We start from the raw sequence: 17,914 nt of genomic DNA on the forward strand, positions 1-17,914 counted from the left end.
GACCACGGGAGGAACCACATGCTCGTCCGGAGAATTGCGCGGCCCATGCTCGCGTCCATCTTCATCGCCGGGGGTATCGACGCCCTGCGGAAGCCCGAGCCGAAAGCAGGTGCCGCGCAGCCCGGGCTCGATCAGGCTGTGAACGCCCTGCCGGCGTCGATCACCGACCGGCTCCCCAGCAATCCCGAGACTCTCGTCCAGATCAACGCCGCAGTGCAGATCGGCGCCGGGACCCTGTTCGCACTCGGCAAGGCACCGCGCCTGTCCGCTCTCGCCCTGATCGGTAGTCTCGTACCGACAACCGTTGCGGGCCACGACTTCTGGAACGTCGAGGATCCCGCCGCCCGCGCCCAGCAGCGCACCCAGCTCATCAAGAACGTGAGCCTGATGGGTGGTCTGCTCATCGCTGCCGTGGATACCGAGGGCAAGCCGTCGCTCGGCTGGCGGGGCCGCCGCGCCGCACGTGCCGCGCAGAAGTCGGTGGCCGCCGCGCTCCCGGGCCATGCCTCCGACGGCCACACCGCCGAAGCGCTGCACACAGTCGCCGAGCGGGTGAAGACGCTGACCGAGGAAGCCGGCGAGCAGGGCGGTCACTTCCTCGAGATCGCCAAGGAACGGGCACCGGAACTCGCGGAGGCCGCGCGCGAGCGGGGCAGCGGACTGCTCGAGGTCGCCCGCGACCGCGGCCCGGTGCTGACCGAACGGGCGCGCGATCGCAGCGCCGAGATCCTCGGTGTCGCGCGGGAGCGCGCCCCCGAGCTCGCCGAGGGCGCCCGTGAACGCGGCACCGAACTGCTCGGACTGGCGCGCGAGCGCACCCCTGAGCTCGCCGACGTCGCCCGCAAGCGAGGCTCGAAACTGTGGGACACCACGGTCGATCGCAGCTCGGAGTGGGCCAAGCTCGCCGAGGAGCAGTCCTCGATCCTCAACGCTCGGGCCCATGTCGCCGCGGAGAAGGCCCGTCTGCGTGCCGAGGCCGCGCGCAAGCAGGGCACGAAGGCGGAGAAGAAGCTCGCGAAGAACCTGAAGGCGCTCGAGAAGAGCATCGAAAAGAAGAAGTAGTCCGGTACGGCACCGTGGTGCGGGCGTGCGAGGGAATCGCACGCCCGCACTGCTGTGATCAGGCTTTCTGCCCGTTTCCCTCCTGCGGCGACTAGACTTCTCGGGCACTTTCGTCGACGCGTCACCCCTGCGGCGGCGAGCGATCTCGTCCTGTCTATCCCCGAGGAGTCCCTGTGCCGGTTGATGGCGCGTCCCATCCGGAGCTCGATCGCGAGCAGGCCTACGTGGCGATGCTCTACACGCATCTCGACGGTCTGCGCGACTACGCGAAGACCCGGCTGGCCCGCGTGCTGCGCGAGACCGGAGGCACCCCGCAGGCGCGCAGCGAACGCGAGTCGTACACCCACATGTACACCGAGGACATCGCGAAGTACGACGCCGCCGAGCACGGTCTGTGCTTCGGCCGCATCGATGTGCGGGACGACGGGACGGACACCTCCGGACCCGTGACGGAGGGCGGCGCGGAGACCCGCTACATCGGCCGCCTCGGCATCCTCGACGAGGACAACGACTACGAGTCGCTGCTGCTCGACTGGCGCGCACCCCAGGCCCGCCCGTTCTACCTCGCGACCCCCGCCGCTCCCGACGGCGTCGTGCTGCGCCGCCACATCCGCAGCCGCGGCCGCTCCGTCACCGCACTGCACGACGAGTACCTCGACCTCGACGCGGCGCTCGAACACGCCGACACCCCACCGGCCGGTGGCGTGGCCGGAGAATCGGCGCTGCTCGCCGCTCTGAACGCCGCGCGTACCGGGCAGATGCACGACATCGTGGCGACGATCCAGGCCGAGCAGGACGCGGTCATCCGGTCCGAGCATCGCAGTGTGCTCGTCGTCCAGGGCGGTCCGGGCACCGGCAAGACCGCTGTCGCGCTGCACCGCGCGGCCTACCTGCTCTACACCTACCGAAAGCAGCTGGCGAAGAGCGGCGTGCTCATCGTGGGCCCGAACAGCCGCTTCCTCGACTACATCGGTCAGGTGCTGCCCTCGCTCGGTGAGACCGGGGTGCTGCTGTCGACGGTCGGGGATCTGTATCCGGGGGTCACGCCGACCGTCGAGGACGGTCCCGTGGCCGGCGAGCTCAAGGGCTCCCTGGACATGGTGAAGGTGCTCGAGAAGGCCGTCCGCGACCGGCAGGAAGTGCCCCGCTCCCCCGTTCCGCTGAGCTTCGACACCTACGCGCTCACCCTCGACCGCAAGATCGTGACCCGTGCGCGGGGTCGCGCCCGGTCGTCCCGCCGACCGCACAACCTTGCCCGGCCGATCTTCGTGAACGGGGTCATCGACGCCCTCGCCGACCAGCTCGCCGGGATCATCGGATCGAATCCGCTCGGCGGCGCGAACCTGTTGAGCCGGGAGGACATCCACGATATCCGGTCCGAGATGCGTTCGGATCCCGACATCGTCGCTGCGATCGACGCACTGTGGCCGGAACTGTCCCCGCAGCAGGTGCTCTCGGATCTGCTCGCCTCCCGCGACCGGATCGCGTCGGCGGCTCCGACGCTGACCGACGAGCAGATCGACGCGCTGCACCGTCCCGATGCACCGGGGCATTTCAGCGCCGCCGACGCTCCCCTGCTCGACGAGCTCGCCGAACTGCTCGGTGTGGACGACGCCGCCGAACGTGAACGCGCGAAGCGGCGCTGGCGCAAGCAGATCGCCGACGCGCAGGGCGCACTCGACATCCTCACCGGTTCGGCACCGCAGGATCTCGAGGACGATCTCGATCCCGAACTGCTCATGGCATACGACCTGATCGACGCCACTCAGCTCGCCGAACGACAGAACCACCGTCGCCACGAGACCACGGCGGAGCGGGCGGCCGGTGATCGCACCTGGACGTACGGCCACGTGATCGTCGACGAGGCGCAGGAGTTGTCGGCGATGGCGTGGCGAACGATCATGCGCCGCATCCCGAATCGCTGGATGACCCTGGTGGGCGACACCGCGCAGACCGGGGATCCGGCGGGAACCGATTCGTGGCAGCAGATCCTCGAACCGTACGTCGCGAACCGGTGGAAGAAGACCGAACTGACGGTCAACTACCGCACCCCGGCGGAGATCATGAGGATCGCGCACGCGGTGCTCGCGGAGATCGATCCCGACCAGGTGCCGCCGCAGTCGGTGCGCGAGTCCGGTTTCGAGCCGTGGGCGCAGCACGTCGACGCGGACGCGGTGCTCACCACCGTCCAGGCCGCGCTCGACGCCGAGACCGGCCCGGGCACGACGGCCGTGCTCGTTCCGGCGCGGCTCGTGGCTGCGTGGGAGCATCTCGCGTCCGAGTCGGTCACGGTCGCGACCGTGAAGGAGGTCAAGGGCCTCGAGTTCGACGCGGTACTGCTCGTCGAACCGGCGGAGATCCTCACCGATTCCTCACGCGGGATGAACGACCTGTACGTGGCGCTGACCCGAGCCACCCAGCGTCTCGGGGTGGTGCACTCGGAGGCGTTGCCGGAGGTGCTGGCCGGTCTCGCCGCGCCGACACACTGCTGAGCCGACACGGTTCGGCAGACACCGCCGAGCGGACCCCAGGACCGGTCACCGGACGGTACCGTCCTTCGGGGCAAGGGACTGGGACGGATCATCCGCGGAGGGAACGAACACGTGGCCTATGGGGCAGCGCACCACCGGATACGTCGAGCGGGGTGCGCGGCGATCGCGGCGCTGAGCGGGTTCCTCGTCTCCGCCGCGTGCGGATCGGCGACGCCGACCCAGGACGAAGCGCAGGCCGCGACGTCCACGACGTCGATCGCCCCGACCTCGTCGACGCCGCCCGACGTGCGGTTCCTGCGGGTGAAGGAGGCGCTGGACGCGTCCGGACTGGTCGCCGATGTCAAGGACGACACGGTGCTGGCGGTGGTGCGAGGGGTGTGCGACCAGTTGAGCGCGGGCGTGCCGGAGCACGACGTCCTCGTCACGCTCCGGCCGATCGCCGCCTATGCTGCGGGCGCCTCGGGGTCGCGCATGTCGGCGGACGATGCCGCCGCGCGCTACCTCGAGACCGTCCGCGAGGAGTACTGCTGATCCGTCAGCGGACGGTGTGCACCACCAGCACGTCGCACAGGGCCTTGCGGGCGACGTCCGACGGGACGGAACCGAGCAGGCGCCCGGTCAGCGTGTTGAGGCCGCGGTTGCCGATGACGATGAGATCGGCGTCGACCTCCTCGACGAGCGTGAGGAGCGATTCGACGGGGGCACCGACGATGGGGCGCTCGGTGATCTTGCGGGCGCCGGCCACGGTCGCCTTCTCCCGTGCGGTGCGCAGGATCTCGTAGGTCGGTGCCGAGCCGGTGACCTGGTACGCCTCGTCGCGCAGCGCGTCAGCGGCCTGCGCGGTGTCCTTGGGGTCGGCCGGGTAGTAGGCGCAGGCGATCACCAGTTGGGCGCCGGCGTCGCCGGCCAGAGCAGCTGCCTTCTCCACGGCCCGATACGACGATTCGGAACCGTCGGTTCCGACGACTATGGTCCGGTAGGCGCTCATTCATCCTCCATCAGGTGTGTGGTCCATCGACGCGTGCCGCCGATGCCGTCGTCGACGGAGGACACGCACGCTCCCCCGCCATACGCTGCGTCGACAGTAGCGGGATGGGCGGCCCGGGTGGGACGTTTGGGTCTCATCCCACAATCGCGTTTGATGTTACCGCGCGTCACCGTAACGCGGGCCGAAGAGGCCGGCGGGGAACACCTCGGCGTCGACGAAGGCATCGCGCCACGGCAACGCGAGGTCGAGCAGACGCTCCACACCCTCGTCACCGAGCGCACTCCACGGCGCGACCGCCAGGTCGTCGGTGAGATCCTCGACGAGCTCACGCACCTCGAATCCTTCGCCGGTGAGCTCGCCACGCTTGTCGAGCAGCCCGCGCCCGCGCAGTTCCTTCTCGGCGTCCGCCCACTCGTCCCGCGACCAGCCCCGCAGCTTCCGGGCGGGATCGGTGGCGAAGCCGATACCGGTCGCAGTGTGGGTGACGAGTGCGTCGAGACCCGACAGTCCCGCGGTCTGCAGCGCCGCGACATGGCCGTCGCCGCGATATTCGCGCAGCAGCGTCAGGGCGTGCCACAGGCGCAGGTGCGCCTCCTCGGGCCAGGGCAGGTCGGCGTGAGCAGCGCAGAGCGGGCGCCCGTCGGGACCGGGGATCGCCCGCGCCGCGGTGGTCGCGAGGTCCGCGGCCTCGTTCATCTCCGCAGAATCGAGCACGTCCTGCCCGAGGACCCGCCGGTGGAGAGCGTCGAGTCCGCGCAACCGCGCCGCGATGATCGCGGCCGGCTCGGCGCTCTGCCACACGGCCGGGACGGCCGATGCCACCAGGCGGGGCGAGAAGCTGTAGAACGTCGCGGTCACGACCCCGGGGCCGACGGCACCCAGAGGCGCCGCGCGTCCCCCGAAGTACTGCGCAGCCGGGCCGTCGACACCGAGCGCGGCGAGTTCGCTCGCGACGTCCGGCGCGAAGTAGACGCCCGAGTGCAGCAGTTCGAGTGCGCGGGCAGCACGCCCGGCCGAAGAGGGATCCATGGGAAGCGACCCTACCGAGTCGCCGGCGCCGACCGGGCCGTGCGACTACTTCAGGCCCGCGGCGTCCATCCCGCGCAGTTCCTTCTTCAGATCGGAGATCTCGTCGCGGAGCCGTGCGGCCAACTCGAACTGCAGGTCGCGGGCGGCCTGCATCATCTGATCGGTGAGCTGCTGCACGAGATCGGCGAGTTCGGCGCGCGGCATCGTCGAGGTGTCGCGACCTTCCACGACACCGGAGCTGACGGCCCGCCCGGACTCGCCCTGGGCTCGGCGACCACGCGAGGCGTTGCGGCCGGAGCCGCCCACCTCGACGGCCTCGGTGTCCTCGGCCTCCTGATAGACCTGGTCGAGGATGTCGGCGATCTTCTTGCGCAGCGGCTTCGGATCGAGACCGTGTTCGGTGTTGTAGGCGATCTGCTTCTCGCGACGCCGTTCGGTCTCCTCGATGGCCCGCGCCATCGAGTCGGTGATCTTGTCGGCGTACATGTGCACTTCGCCGGAGACGTTGCGGGCCGCGCGGCCGATGGTCTGGATCAGCGAGGTCGTCGACCGCAGGAAGCCTTCCTTGTCGGCGTCGAGGATCGCCACCAGCGACACCTCGGGGAGGTCGAGACCCTCACGGAGCAGGTTGATGCCGACGAGCACGTCGTATTCGCCCAGACGCAGCTGTCGCAGCAGTTCGACACGGCGCAGGGTGTCGATGTCGGAGTGCAGATAGCGCACCCGGATACCGAGTTCGAGCAGGTAGTCGGTGAGGTCCTCGGCCATCTTCTTGGTGAGCGTGGTGACGAGGACACGTTCGTCGCGCTCGGCGCGTTCGCGGATCTCGTGCACGAGATCGTCGATCTGACCCTTGGTGGGCTTGACGACGACCTGCGGGTCGACGAGGCCGGTGGGGCGGATGACCTGCTCGACGAACTCACCGCCGGTCTGCCCGAGCTCGTACGGACCCGGGGTCGCCGACAGATAGACCGTCTGACCGATGCGGGCGGCGAACTCCTCCCAGGTCAGGGGTCGGTTGTCGACCGCCGACGGGAGACGGAAGCCGAAGTCGACGAGGTTGCGCTTGCGCGACATGTCGCCCTCGTACATCGCGCCGATCTGCGGCACGGTGACGTGCGACTCGTCGATGACCAGAAGGAAGTCCTCCGGGAAGTAGTCGATGAGCGTCGCGGGCGCGGACCCGGCGGGGCGGCCGTCGATGTGACGGGAGTAGTTCTCGATGCCGGAGCAGAAGCCGACCTGCCGGATCATCTCGATGTCGTACTGGGTGCGCATGCGCAGACGCTGCGCCTCGAGCAGCTTGCCGCGGTTCTCCAGATCGGCCAGGCGCTCCTCGAGCTCGGCCTCGATGCTCGCGACGGCGCGTTCCATGCGCTCGGGACCGGCCACATAGTGGGTCGCCGGGAAGATGCGCAGGGAGTCGACCTTGCGCACGACGTCGCCGGTGAGCGGGTGCAGGTAGTACAGCGCGTCGATCTCGTCGCCGAAGAACTCGATCCGCACGGCGAGTTCCTCGTAGGCGGGGATGATGTCGACGGTGTCGCCCTTGACGCGGAACGATCCGCGGGTGAACGCCATGTCGTTGCGGGCGTACTGGACGTCGACGAGCAGGCGCAGCAGCGCGTCGCGCGGCACCTCCACACCGACCTCGAGCTGGATGGACCGGTCGAGATAGGACTGCGGGGTACCGAGACCGTAGATGCACGAGACGGACGCGACCACCACGACGTCGCGGCGGGACAGCAGCGACGAGGTGGCGGAGTGCCGCAGCCGCTCGACGTCGTCGTTGATCGACGAGTCCTTCTCGATGTAGGTGTCGGTCTGCGCGATGTACGCCTCGGGCTGGTAGTAGTCGTAGTACGAGACGAAGTACTCGACCGCGTTGTTGGGCAACATGTCTCGCAGTTCGTTGGCGAGCTGCGCGGCGAGGGTCTTGTTGGGCGCCATCACGAGGGTGGGTCGCTGGACACGCTCGATGAGCCACGCGGTGGTGGCGGACTTGCCGGTACCGGTGGCACCGAGCAGGACGACGTCCTTCTCCCCCGACTTCAGCCGGCGCTCGAGCTCGTCGATGGCGGCCGGCTGATCGCCGGCCGGTTCGTACTCGCTGACGACCTCGAAGCGGGCCTCGGTGCGCTCGATCTCACCCACCGGCCGGAACTCGGAGTGTGCGACGACGGGATGTTCACTTGCGAACGCCATGGAATCCAGAGTAAGCGCTCCCACCGACACGCATCGCGGTCCTGCGTGCGGCACGGTTCGCCCGCTAGCGTGCATCCCGTGTCCGCGACCCCGCATCCCGTGAAGACCGAGACGTTCGACGTCGCCGCGAAGACCAACATCGACCCGAAGGGCTTCGTGCGCGCGGTCGACGAGTACCGCGTCGAGGAGTGGGGCCTGTACATGGCGCGACCGTCCGACCACCCGCAGTTCCACTATCTCGAATCGTGGCTGCTGCCGGACCTGCGCCTGCGGGCCTCGATCTTCCATTTCACTCCGGGCAACGAACGCGACCAGGACCGGTACGTCGACGTCGGCGAGTTCCGGCGCGAGGGCGACATCTGGTACTCCCGCGACCACTATCTCGACCTGATCGTCCGTACCGGCCGCGACACGATCGTCGAGGACATCGACGAACTGGTGGTCGCGGTCACCACCGGGATGATCGACGCGGCCGCGGCCGAGACGGCGATCGACACGGCGCTGCGGGCGGTGGACGGCATCGCCGCGCACGGCCACGACCTCGACGCGTGGCTGCGGGAACGGGGTGCGCCCGTCTCCTGGCGCTGAGGCGCAGGATCTCCGCGCAGGTGTCGTCACCTGCGCAGACAGCGGGGGCGCAGGAGCGAAAAAGTTACTGCCGCAAAGGACATGGTAATCTGCCCCGGCCGGCGAAGCAGTGCACCGAGAAGGCGACCATCGGGGCCGGCCCGGATCGCCCCTCCGCGTGCACATCGCCCGACCGAGGACACCCCTCGCGCCGGCGGCGCGCGCCCGTGCAGCCCACGAGCGCCGACGAGAACGCCGCCGATCCCTTCGTCGGCACACGCCCGGATCCGGGCGTGCCCTGCTGGAGCGGTATGCCGCGCCCGCCGGCCCGTGGCCGATCGGGCGCTCGACGCATGCCCACCGTCCGGTGGTGGATCGGACCGACACCGAAGCGGAACCGACGGACAGGACGCGCACAGCGCGCCCTGGGTTCCGCTGCGCTCCGATCGCCGCGGACGTGACGCGAACACGAAGGAGGTCGCAGTGAACGGCACCGAGCTCGTTCAGTTCAGCGCCGCGACGATCGTTGTCCTGCTCGTAATCTTCTATGGTGGAACGCTTCTCATCTCCGCCCGGATCGGGAAGAAGGACGAGAACGCCGACGGCTACATGACCGCCGGCAACAAGGTCGGTTTCGGGGTGTCGGCGGCCAGCATGACCGCCACCTGGATCTGGGCGTCCTCGCTGTACGCCTCGGCGACCTCCGGATACACCTACGGCATCTCCGGCCCCATCCACTACGGGCTGTGGGGCGCGCTGATGATCCTGTTCATCTACCCCTTCGGCAAGCGGATCCGCGCGGTCGCACCGAAGGCGCACACCCTCGCCGAGGTGATGTTCGCCCGACACGGACGGTCGAGCCAGCTCATGCTGGCCGGGTCGAACCTCGTCGGCAGCCTGATCAGCCTGATGTCCAACTTCATCGCCGGCGGTGTGCTCATCTCGCTGATCTCGCCGTTCGGCTTCGTCCAGGGCGTCGTCTTCATCGCTGCCGGCGTGTTGCTCTACACCCTGTGGTCCGGCTTCCGCGCGTCCGTGCTGACCGACTTCGTGCAGGTCGTGGCGATGCTGGGCGCGGTCGTCGTCATCATCCCGGCGGTCTTCTTCATCACCGGCTTCCCCGACGCGTTCGACAGCGGGTCCGCGAACCTCACCGACCAGCAGGGCGACTTCTTCTCGAGCGATGCCTTTCTGAACCAGGGCGCGCCGTACATCGCGGCCGTGCTCGCGTACGCCATCGGCAACCAGACGATCGCGCAGCGCCTGTTCGCGGTGCGCGAGGATCTCATCAAGCCGACCTTCGTCACCGCGACGATCGGCTACGGCGCGACCGTCATCGGCGTCGGCATGTTCGGCGTGCTCGCGCTGTACCTGGGCGTCGACCCGATGGACGGCGACGTCAACAACATCGTGCCGCAGATGGTGGCGTCGTTCCTGCCCACGGCACTGGTCGTCGTGTTCTTCGTCATGATCATCGGTGCGCTGTCGTCCACGGCCGATTCCGACCTGTCGGCGCTGTCGTCGATCGTCATGGCCGACATCTACGGCCAGAACATCGCCGGCGGCACCCGCAATGCAGATCCCAAGCGGATGCTGTTCATCGGGCGCGCCACGATGGTCGTCGCGACCGCCGCTGCCGTGGCGTTCGCGAGCATGCGGTTGAGCATCCTCGACCTGCTCGTGTTCGTCGGCGCGCTGTGGGGTGCGCTGGTCTTCCCCGTCATCGCGAGCTTCTACTGGCACAAGGTCACCAACAAGGCGTTCACGACGTCGGTGCTCGTCGCCCTGGCAGCGTTCCTGCCGGTACGTTTCGGGTGGTTCCCGATGGACGGCGTGCTCGCCTGGGCGGTGGACATCGCCTCGGTGGTCGGTGTCGGCGTGATCGCGGGTCTGATGGCGTTCGGCTTCTTCGGACTCCGGGCCGCACGCGTCGTCGGTGTCGTCGCCGCGGTGGCCGTGGCACCCTTCGCGCTCGGCTCGGTCCACGACTACGCCGTGCTCAGCGCCTCGCTCGTCGCCTACGCGGTCAGCACGGTCGTGTGCTGGGCGATGTCCGTGAACTCCGACGAGAACTTCGACTTCGAGGTCATCGCGCAGCGTGTCGGTGACTTCGACGTGGTGGAGGACAACGCACCCGAGAACGACGCTGCGCCCGAGAAGAACCCCGCAGCAACCACTCCGGAGAAGGAGACCCGATGAGCACGCTCGCGCTGACCGTCTACGTCCTGATCTGGCCCGTACTCGTCGCCGGCGTGTTGGCGGCGCTCTGCCGCGGCTTCGTCAAGGAGTGGCTGCAGGCCCGACGGAACGGCGAAGATCTGATCTGACCCTCCCCGCGGAATTTCCTTCCGGCGCCCGGGACCGCATGCGCGCGGTCCCGGGCGCCGAGTTCGTGAGGTCATGGCGTTCGGCACGTTCCCCCGAACAGTTGTGAATGGCGTCACGGATCCGCCGGGGCGGGCACATTCATGCGGTCCGCGCTCTCCGATCCGCGTCACGTATCGATCCGTGTTCGCACGCCGAGGAGAGAGCCGACCCATGCGTACATCTCGTGCCACGCGCGCCGTCCTGGCGGGCGGTGCCGGCGCTCTCCTCATCCCGCACGTACCGAGAGGATCTTCGAGGTCACCGGAACGGACCGGATCGCCAAGGCCGCGTCGAACGTCTACCGCACGGCCGGTGCCGCAGAGGTGGAGCTCCTGCGGGACGACTTCGTCGAGACGACCCGGGAGATGTATCCGGACCTCGTCGAGGACGAGACGGTTCCGCAGAACATCCCCGGCACACGCTGCTGGTCGGGTGATGTGGCGCAGGGGCGGGCGCGTGTGTGCCTGATGGTCTACGGGCGGTACATGGCGGAGCTCTCGGGGTTGCGGCCGGTGGGGATCGAAGCTCCCGAGAACGACTCGCTTCGTACGATGTCACAGCGGGTGGCCACCCAGTACGTGAAGTTCGTCCGATCCGAGGAGATGGGCTTGGGCGAGAACTGATCTCGCGGTATTGTCGACGGGTGGTCGACGCTACCCCCGACGGCGTCGACCACGTCGAACCACGGCATATTCGTAACTCCCCCGCCCGTCGAGCAGAGCCTCGAATGTGCATGCGGGACAATGTGACTGCTCGGGGTGGTCAGGGGGCTCGATGAACGAGGCCGAGTTGACTGCAGGATGCACTGATCGCGGCGTGGAGGAATCTCGACACGTTCCGTGGCACAGCAGCATTCGGAACGTGGCTGTATCGCATCGCGAGCAATGCGGCGCTCGCCGTCGTGCGCAGACGACGTGGCGAGGTCCCCGGCGACCGGGTCGGGGACGAATACGCATCCGGGGAAATACTTCTCGCCGAGAAGCGCGGTCGACGGTGATGCGGTCCGTCGAGCCCTTTTCCTTCTCCCCGAACAGTTTCGGGTCGCTATCGTGTTGCGCGAAGATGCACAACTCGGTCACGCCGAGATCGTAGCCCATCAGGGAGTGGGCGTGCAGACGGTGAAGAGCCGAATCATTCGTGCCCGTAGGCAACTCGTCGATCTGCCGAGTCCGGCACTGCTCGGCGCAGAATGAGTCGCTTCCGACCGGCGGTCGGCCCCATATCGATCCGGCAACGACGATCGGGGCGGCCGGCACGGAGGGCACCGAACGGCCGGAGAAACCCGGAAGGATGAGCAATGACACGAAGCGAACCGAATCCGTTGCCCTCGTCGGGGGCATCGCTGGGTCTCGACCTGATGGACCGGATACCCGAACTACCCGAGAGCGTCTGGTGTCGGGTGCTCGATATCGCCACCGATCCCCTCACCCCTCGCATCGGAACCGAGCTGGTTCCTGCGGTCCGAGGTCGGGGACCGGGTATTCGGTCTGGCCTGGTTCCCTTATCCCGCCGGAACGTATGCGCAGTACACGGCCGGGCCACAGCGACCGGCTGGCCGATCGACTGCACCTCTCGATCGTGGAGGCACTGGCGGTCGGCGGACTGTATCGGGTGAACGGCCCGGCGGCCGAGTTGCGCGCTCTGGCCGCGGACCTGCTCAGCGCGCACCTACCGGCCGACGGCCGACCGGACCGCGACGTCGGGGGTCACCCCAGGTGAGCACCGAGCAGTTCCCGGAAGGACGGTCCGTCCGTATGGACCGCGTTCCCCGACACGCGCGGCCGTCCGGCGGGCGAGGCGTCCGAGACCACGTGTGGTGATCCCGTGCTACGGGTGATCTGTTCGGCGAGTTCGTCCGCAGCCCTGTCGATCCGCGCCTTCAGCGCCGTGGCGGCATCGCTCTCTCCGAAGTCGTCGGTGGCGGCGAAGACGCCGGTGGGCACGACGAGCGCACGCAGGTAGCTCAGCAGCGGCCGCATCGCATGGTCGAGGACCAGCGAGTGCCGGGCGCTGCCCGCGGTCGCGGCGATCACCGTGGGCACACCGGTGAGCGTGTCCGGATCGAGCGCGTCGAAGAACATCTTGAACAGGCCCGAGTAGCCGGCGGCGAAGACCGGGCTCACCGCGATCAGCCCGTCGGCGGTCGCGAGTTGTTCGCGGGCCCGCGCGACCGCCGCGGTGGGGACACCGGCGGTGAAGGTGGTGGCGAGATCCGTCGCGAGGCTGCGCAGTTCGATCACCTCGATCTCCGCGTGGTCGCCTCGCGCACCGACCGCGACGCGAGCGGCCTCGGCGATGCGGTCGGCGAGCAGACGGGTGGTGGACGGCTCGGACAGGCCACCGCTGACGACGACGATGCGGCGGGTCATCGGGCGTCCGCCTCCTCGGGCACGAGGTCGACGCGGGCCGGGATCACCTGGCGGTGCGCCGAGTCGGCCCCCTGCGCGGCGAGGGTGGTGTGCGTGGGCGGGTCGGACGGCACGTGGGCGGGGCGGCGACGTTCGAATTCCGTACGCAGCACCGGCACGACCTCCCGGCCGAGGATCTCGATCTGCTCGAGCACGACGTCGAGCGGCAGACCCGCGTGATCCATGAGGAACAGCTGACGTTGATAGTCGCCGGCGTAGTCGGCGAAGCCGAGCGTGCGTTCGACGACCTGCTCGGGTGTGCCGACGGTCAGCGGTGTCATCGTCGAGAAGTCCTCGAGCGACGGGCCGTGACCGTAGACGGGCGCGTTGTCGAAGTAGGGACGGAAGATCCGCTTCGCCTCGGCCTCGGTCTCCGCCATGAACACCTGGCCGCCGAGTCCGACGACAGCCTGGTCTGCGGCGCCGTGACCGTACTGCTCGAACCGCTGCCGGTAGAGGGCGATCATCTGCTGGATGTGTTCCTTGTTCCAGAAGATGTTGTTGTGGAAGAAGCCGTCGCCGTAGAAGGCGGCCTGCTCGGCGATCTCCGGCGAACGGATGGAGCCGTGCCAGACGAAGGGCGGGGTGTCGTCGAGCGGCCACGGGGTGGAGGTGTAGCCGTGCAGCGGTGTGCGGAACTTGCCCTCCCAGTCGACGACGCGTTCGCGCCAGAGCCGTCGCAGCAGGTGGTAGTTCTCGATCGCCAGCGGGATGCCCTGCCGGATGTCCTTGCCGAACCACGGGTAGACCGGTCCGGTGTTCCCGCGCCCCATCATGAGGTCGACGCGGCCGCCGGAAAGGTGCTGCAGCATCGCGAAATCCTCGGCGATCTTCACCGGGTCGTTGGTGGTGATGAGAGTGGTCGCGGTCGAGAGGATGAGCTTCTCGGTCCTCGCGGCGATCCAGCCGAGCATCGTCGTCGGCGAGGACGGGACGAAGGGTGGATTGTGGTGCTCGCCGGACGCGAAGACGTCCAGGCCCACCTCCTCGGCCTTCAGCGCGATCTTCGTCATCGCGACGATGCGCTCGTGTTCGGTGGGGACCCGGCCCGTCGTGGGGTCGCGCGTGACGTCGCCGATGGTGAAGATGCCGAACTGCACGGTCGAACCTCCGTCAAGTAGTTGAACTGTCAACTACTCTAACGGACGGAGCGTCCGGAAGATTCCCGGGCGGGTCTCCGCCCGGGATCCGGACTCCCTAGGCCGACCAGCCGGTGTTCTCGGCCCACTCCCACGCGCGATGATGCGCCCGGTCGAACCACGGCGCCTTGAGCGCCGCGTAGGCGGCGGCCGCCTCGGCAGGATCCGACTTCTGTGCCGCTTCAGTGGCGGCATCGGCCTTGAGGTCGGCGTACTCGCGCCTCGCGGTGTCGACCGCGGACAGCCAGTCGCGCAGCAGCAACGCGAACTGCTGGGCGGGCCAGCCGTCCACCCGGACCGCCACCCGCGCCGGACGACCGGGATCGGCGCTGCCGTGCAACCGCATCTCCCAGACCGCCGGGTCGGTCTCTCCCCCGGCACCGTAGGACGGCTTCGGTTCGTCGGTCACCACATCGTCGATGCCCGGGAAGCCCGCAGCGGCCAGCGCGGGTGCGAGCGCGTCGGCGGCCGCGAGGTCGCCGACGGTGATCTGCAGGTCGATGACGTCGACGGCGGCCAGGCCGGGCACCGCGGTGGAGCCCACGTGGTCGATGCGCTCGGCCGCTCCCCCGGCTGCGAGGGCCAGCCGGGCGATGAGCCGCTGCGCCTGTCGATGCCACTCCTCGCGCGCGGGCACGAGCACCGGATCAACCCCGACCACCGTGCCGGTGCGCAGATTCTTCTCGAACGGCACCAGACGGTCGTTCCACAGCGTCCGGACCTGCTCGACCAGCACCTGCTGATCACCGGTGTTGTCGAGCCACACATCGGCGACCTCGCGCCGCTGTTCCTCCGTCGCCTGCGCCGCGATCCGCGCGCGGGCGTCCGCCTCGGGCATGCCGCGCAGTTCGACGAGGCGCCGGATCCGCTCCGTCTCGTCGGCATGCACGACGGCGACGAGATGGAAGGCCGGCGCCATCCCGCCCTCGACGAGCAACGGGATGTCCTGCACGACCACCGCGTCGTCGGGCGCAGCGGCGACCAGCTCGGCGGTACGGCGCCCGACCCGGGGATGGGTGATGGCGTTGAGAACCGCGCGGGCATCCTCGCTGGCGAACGCTTTCGCCGCCAGGGCCGGGCGGTCGAGGGTGCCGTCGGGCTGCAGGATGTCCTCGCCGAAGGCGTCGACGAGCTCGGCGAGTCCCTCGGAGCCGGGAGCGACGATCTCCCGGGCGACGACATCGGAGTCGACGATCACCGCCCCGAGTTCGACGAGCTCCTTGGCGACGGTCGACTTGCCCGCGCCGATTCCTCCGGTCAACCCCATTCGCAGCACGCTGCCCAGTCTCGCATCACCGCGTCGCCGGGGCACCTTCGCGGTCCCTACGACGCCTCGCGCATCGTCAGCCCCGACAACGCCACGACATATTCGCCCGCCTGTTCGTCGAAGTCGACGGTGTACACCGTCGGGTAGTAGCCGGTCCGTTGGTACGACGACGGTTGTTTCACGACCTCCCGCAGGGACGGCTTCGCCGCCAGCCACTCCCGCGTCATCATCGGCTCGATGAAGATGAACTCCCCGTCCCACGACCCGTTGAGCAGCACCTCGGTGAACTCGAAGGATCCGGGGATCACGCCGTCGGCAGCGTCCGTCCAGTGCATGCCCATGAACGGCACAGTGTTCTCGACCGGCGGACCGGGCGGTGGGATGTACCCCTCCGGAACGTATTCGGGGTCGGGGAGCCGCGCCGCGCGCTCCGCGAAATCGGGCGCGCCCGGGTCCACCTCGCGGTCGGCGTCCGTCGTGTAGAAGTGCATGTCGAAATGGGGCGCGCCGTAGAGGATCTCCGGATCGTGCCCGTTCGGGTTCCAGTCCAGCATCACGTGGTCGAAACCGGTGTCCGGGGCGCCGGCGGGAAGATCCAGCATGAGCATCGTCATCTCGGCGTCCGGGCCGTCGGGAAGGCCGGTGAGCACGGACTCGGACATCCGGATACCGACCTCACGCGGCCTACCCTCGTGATCGACGACGACGTAGGTGCGGGAGATGCCCTCCCCCAGTTCGCTTTCCGGTCCGTAGAGGGTGGTGACACCGTGATGGTGTCCCGCGGTCTCTGCGCCCTCGGCGGTCGGGACGGATCCGTCGCCGCAACCCGTCAGGGCGAGAACGGCGCAGGTGGAGAGGGCGAGTGCGGTGATCGATCGAGAAGTTCGCATTGCCTGCCTTGTGGGAGTGGAGGGGCTCGGGGCGGGAGGTGTCGGTCTCATCGGGGCCGGCGAACGACCTGCCCGACGCGCAGCACGCCGTGGGTGTCGTGCTCGTCGGCGAGGGCGCCGAGCCAGTGCGCGGTGTCGTCGTCGTAGGTGCGCGCGATGCGGTCCGGATCCGAGGTGGCCGTGAAGTTGGGCAGCGAGGTGCCCGTGGTCCACGGCGCCAGCGCCCGGTCGATCACGTGGGTGTGTGCGACGACGGCGTCTGCCGAGGGTGGCGCGAGCACACCGATGACGAAGAGGGTGAAAGCGGCGTCGCGGTGGCAGAAGGCGCTGCGATGCCGCGGTTCGCGTGCCAGGGCTCCGCCGAGGAGCCGTACCTCGACGATGGTCTGCGGCGAGTGCGAGCCCGGTCCCGCCACCGAGAGCAACGCGTCGATCGCGTCGTGCGTCAGTTCGCGGGTCAGCGCACTGTGTTCGTGGGTCGGCATCGGGTCGACCGGGTCGGCGTGCACCGCTCCCAGTGCCGCGTACGGCAGGGTGGCGATGCCGTCGAGGATCGGCGCCGCGACCGTGCGCAGCGCACCGAGGATCGCCTCGGACTCGGCTTCGCCGGCGACGCTCGCGAAGCGGACGGCCACGGTCGCGCGGCCGGCCAGCGATTCCGGGACTCCCGGCAGCGGCGGCAGTTGCAGGAAGGCCAGCGAGGTCGAACTGTGCTCGGGCAGGTCGGCGCACAGGTCGAGCCAGGCGTGCGCCACCGTGGCCGCGTCGGCGCCGTCGAAATACAGCGCCCCACCGTAGAAGTGCGGCAGGGGCATGAGGTCGATCTCCACCGCGGTGACGATGCCGAGGGTCGCCTTGCCACCGCGCAGGCCCCAGAACAGTTCGGCGTGCTGCTCGGGAGTCACCCGGAGCAGGTCTCCGTCACCGGTGACGAGATCGAAGGCGCGCACGTGGTCGGAGGACAGTCCGTAGGTGCGGACCAGCGGTCCGATTCCCCCGCCGGTCAGGAAACCGGCGACGCCGACGTGGGGTGACGATCCCGCGAGCGGGGCCAGACCGTGGGGTGCGGCCGCGTCGACGACCTGCTGCCACACCAGGCCGGCTCCGAGACGGGCGGTGCGGGTGTCGGGGTCGATCAGGCATTCGGTGAGGCGGCCGGTGTGCACGAGCAGCACATCGTCGCCGAGGGGCACGGCGCCGTGCCCGGTGCGCTGTACGGCCACCTTCAGGCCGTGTTCGCCCGCGAACCGGACGGTGGCGCTGACGTCGAGGGCGTTCTCGACCGCGATCACCGCGCGGGGACGGACCGGGACCGCCACGTTCCACGGGGTCGCGGCGTCGTAGCCGGGTTCGCCCGGCAGGGAGATCGATCCGGTGACCGCGGTGCGGAGGGCGTCGAGTGGGTCGGTGCCGACGGTGGGCGTCCGGAGGTTCATGTGCACTTCCTTTCGTCGCACGGGATGAGGTGCGACGAAAGAGTGCCGGGACCGGCTTGGCGGC

16 protein-coding genes and 1 pseudogene are annotated in these 17,914 nt (G+C 69.1%); 9 read left to right on the forward strand and 8 right to left on the reverse strand.

The genetic code is table 11. The features are described 5' to 3' along the window. Window positions 1–18: 18 nt before the first annotated feature. The 3 genes from AC0LPE_RS13470 (at window position 19) to AC0LPE_RS13480 (ending at window position 4,085) form a co-directional block, all read left to right on the forward strand. Complete coding sequence (locus AC0LPE_RS13470) at window positions 19–1,062, forward strand: DoxX family protein (RefSeq protein WP_026061251.1); 1,044 nt, start codon at window positions 19–21, stop codon at window positions 1,060–1,062. A 173-nt stretch (window positions 1,063–1,235) separates the two neighbouring features. Beyond that, the gene (locus tag AC0LPE_RS13475; RefSeq protein ID WP_490604658.1) at window positions 1,236–3,554 is read left to right on the forward strand and encodes a HelD family protein; all 2,319 of its coding nucleotides are present in this window, start codon (window positions 1,236–1,238) and stop codon (window positions 3,552–3,554) included. 111 nt (window positions 3,555–3,665) lie between these two features. Then, window positions 3,666–4,085: a hypothetical protein gene (locus AC0LPE_RS13480; RefSeq protein ID WP_088899267.1), complete on the forward strand. Its 420-nt coding sequence runs from the start codon at window positions 3,666–3,668 to the stop codon at window positions 4,083–4,085. 4 nt (window positions 4,086–4,089) lie between these two features. Here the strand turns inward: AC0LPE_RS13480 and AC0LPE_RS13485 are convergent, their stop codons facing one another. The 3 genes from AC0LPE_RS13485 to uvrB form a co-directional block, all read right to left on the reverse strand. Further along, complete coding sequence (locus AC0LPE_RS13485; protein ID WP_059381080.1) at window positions 4,090–4,542, reverse strand: universal stress protein; 453 nt, start codon at window positions 4,540–4,542, stop codon at window positions 4,090–4,092. A 156-nt stretch (window positions 4,543–4,698) separates the two neighbouring features. Next, a complete protein-coding gene (locus AC0LPE_RS13490; protein ID WP_490604659.1) occupies window positions 4,699–5,571 on the reverse strand; it encodes an SCO6745 family protein in 873 nt (290 codons plus the stop codon). Window positions 5,572–5,616: 45 nt separating this feature from the next. Then, window positions 5,617–7,776, reverse strand: coding sequence for an excinuclease ABC subunit UvrB (gene uvrB / locus AC0LPE_RS13495; RefSeq protein ID WP_016692792.1), 2,160 nt, complete (start codon window positions 7,774–7,776; stop codon window positions 5,617–5,619). Window positions 7,777–7,845: 69 nt separating this feature from the next. Here uvrB and AC0LPE_RS13500 point away from each other — a divergent pair, with 69 nt between their 5' ends. The 6 genes and pseudogenes from AC0LPE_RS13500 to AC0LPE_RS13525 all read left to right on the forward strand — a co-directional run bounded on the left by AC0LPE_RS13500 (window position 7,846) and on the right by AC0LPE_RS13525 (window position 12,429). Then, window positions 7,846–8,364, forward strand: a complete 519-nt coding sequence (locus tag AC0LPE_RS13500) for a ribonuclease FAU-1 family protein (RefSeq protein WP_088899269.1) — start codon at window positions 7,846–7,848, stop codon at window positions 8,362–8,364. Window positions 8,365–8,826: 462 nt separating this feature from the next. Then, window positions 8,827–10,542: a sodium:solute symporter family protein gene (locus AC0LPE_RS13505; RefSeq protein WP_051033008.1), complete on the forward strand. Its 1,716-nt coding sequence runs from the start codon at window positions 8,827–8,829 to the stop codon at window positions 10,540–10,542. Next, a complete protein-coding gene (locus AC0LPE_RS13510) occupies window positions 10,539–10,670 on the forward strand; it encodes a putative transporter small subunit (protein WP_016692795.1) in 132 nt (43 codons plus the stop codon). The genes AC0LPE_RS13505 and AC0LPE_RS13510 overlap by 4 nt, the downstream gene beginning before the upstream one ends. Before the next feature lie 141 nt (window positions 10,671–10,811). Then, the gene (locus AC0LPE_RS13515) at window positions 10,812–11,333 is read left to right on the forward strand and encodes a DUF7373 family lipoprotein (RefSeq protein ID WP_490604660.1); all 522 of its coding nucleotides are present in this window, start codon (window positions 10,812–10,814) and stop codon (window positions 11,331–11,333) included. A 170-nt stretch (window positions 11,334–11,503) separates the two neighbouring features. Beyond that, window positions 11,504–11,903: pseudogene (locus AC0LPE_RS13520) on the forward strand (sigma-70 family RNA polymerase sigma factor); the annotation flags it as partial. A gap of 325 nt (window positions 11,904–12,228) precedes the next feature. Further along, entirely contained in the window at window positions 12,229–12,429 is a 201-nt protein-coding gene (locus AC0LPE_RS13525) for a hypothetical protein (RefSeq protein WP_490604661.1), read from the forward strand. On the opposite strand, the gene AC0LPE_RS13530 is transcribed toward AC0LPE_RS13525, so the two are convergent. The 5 genes from AC0LPE_RS13530 to AC0LPE_RS13550 all read right to left on the reverse strand — a co-directional run bounded on the left by AC0LPE_RS13530 (window position 12,417) and on the right by AC0LPE_RS13550 (window position 17,850). Continuing rightward, on the reverse strand, window positions 12,417–13,079 hold the full coding sequence (locus tag AC0LPE_RS13530; protein WP_490604662.1) for an FMN reductase: 663 nt from the start codon (window positions 13,077–13,079) through the stop codon (window positions 12,417–12,419). The genes AC0LPE_RS13525 and AC0LPE_RS13530 overlap by 13 nt on opposite strands. Next, on the reverse strand, window positions 13,076–14,218 hold the full coding sequence (locus AC0LPE_RS13535) for an LLM class flavin-dependent oxidoreductase (protein ID WP_060652933.1): 1,143 nt from the start codon (window positions 14,216–14,218) through the stop codon (window positions 13,076–13,078). The genes AC0LPE_RS13530 and AC0LPE_RS13535 overlap by 4 nt, the downstream gene beginning before the upstream one ends. A 97-nt stretch (window positions 14,219–14,315) precedes the next feature. Next, on the reverse strand, window positions 14,316–15,533 hold the full coding sequence (gene coaE, locus AC0LPE_RS13540) for a dephospho-CoA kinase (RefSeq protein ID WP_490604663.1): 1,218 nt from the start codon (window positions 15,531–15,533) through the stop codon (window positions 14,316–14,318). A gap of 47 nt (window positions 15,534–15,580) precedes the next feature. Beyond that, entirely contained in the window at window positions 15,581–16,414 is an 834-nt protein-coding gene (locus AC0LPE_RS13545) for a DUF5602 domain-containing protein (RefSeq protein WP_071935114.1), read from the reverse strand. 47 nt (window positions 16,415–16,461) lie between these two features. Further along, a complete protein-coding gene (locus AC0LPE_RS13550; RefSeq protein ID WP_490604664.1) occupies window positions 16,462–17,850 on the reverse strand; it encodes an FAD-binding oxidoreductase in 1,389 nt (462 codons plus the stop codon). Window positions 17,851–17,914 lie beyond the last annotated feature (64 nt).

It is taken from the genome of Rhodococcus sp. S3 (genome assembly GCF_058211795.1).

Coding starts and splice junctions, on each gene's coding strand:
- AC0LPE_RS13530 (WP_490604662.1), bottom strand. CDS start 13,079: ATGACCCGCCGCATCGTCGTCGTCAGCGGTGGCCTGTCCGAGCCGTCC.
- AC0LPE_RS13485 (WP_059381080.1), bottom strand. CDS start 4,542: ATGAGCGCCTACCGGACCATAGTCGTCGGAACCGACGGTTCCGAATCG.
- uvrB (WP_016692792.1), bottom strand. CDS start 7,776: ATGGCGTTCGCAAGTGAACATCCCGTCGTCGCACACTCCGAGTTCCGG.
- AC0LPE_RS13545 (WP_071935114.1), bottom strand. CDS start 16,414: ATGCGAACTTCTCGATCGATCACCGCACTCGCCCTCTCCACCTGCGCC.
- AC0LPE_RS13490 (WP_490604659.1), bottom strand. CDS start 5,571: ATGGATCCCTCTTCGGCCGGGCGTGCTGCCCGCGCACTCGAACTGCTG.
- AC0LPE_RS13550 (WP_490604664.1), bottom strand. CDS start 17,850: ATGAACCTCCGGACGCCCACCGTCGGCACCGACCCACTCGACGCCCTC.
- AC0LPE_RS13515 (WP_490604660.1), top strand. CDS start 10,812: ATGCGGTCCGCGCTCTCCGATCCGCGTCACGTATCGATCCGTGTTCGC.
- AC0LPE_RS13525 (WP_490604661.1), top strand. CDS start 12,229: ATGCGCAGTACACGGCCGGGCCACAGCGACCGGCTGGCCGATCGACTG.
- AC0LPE_RS13470 (WP_026061251.1), top strand. CDS start 19: ATGCTCGTCCGGAGAATTGCGCGGCCCATGCTCGCGTCCATCTTCATC.
- AC0LPE_RS13510 (WP_016692795.1), top strand. CDS start 10,539: ATGAGCACGCTCGCGCTGACCGTCTACGTCCTGATCTGGCCCGTACTC.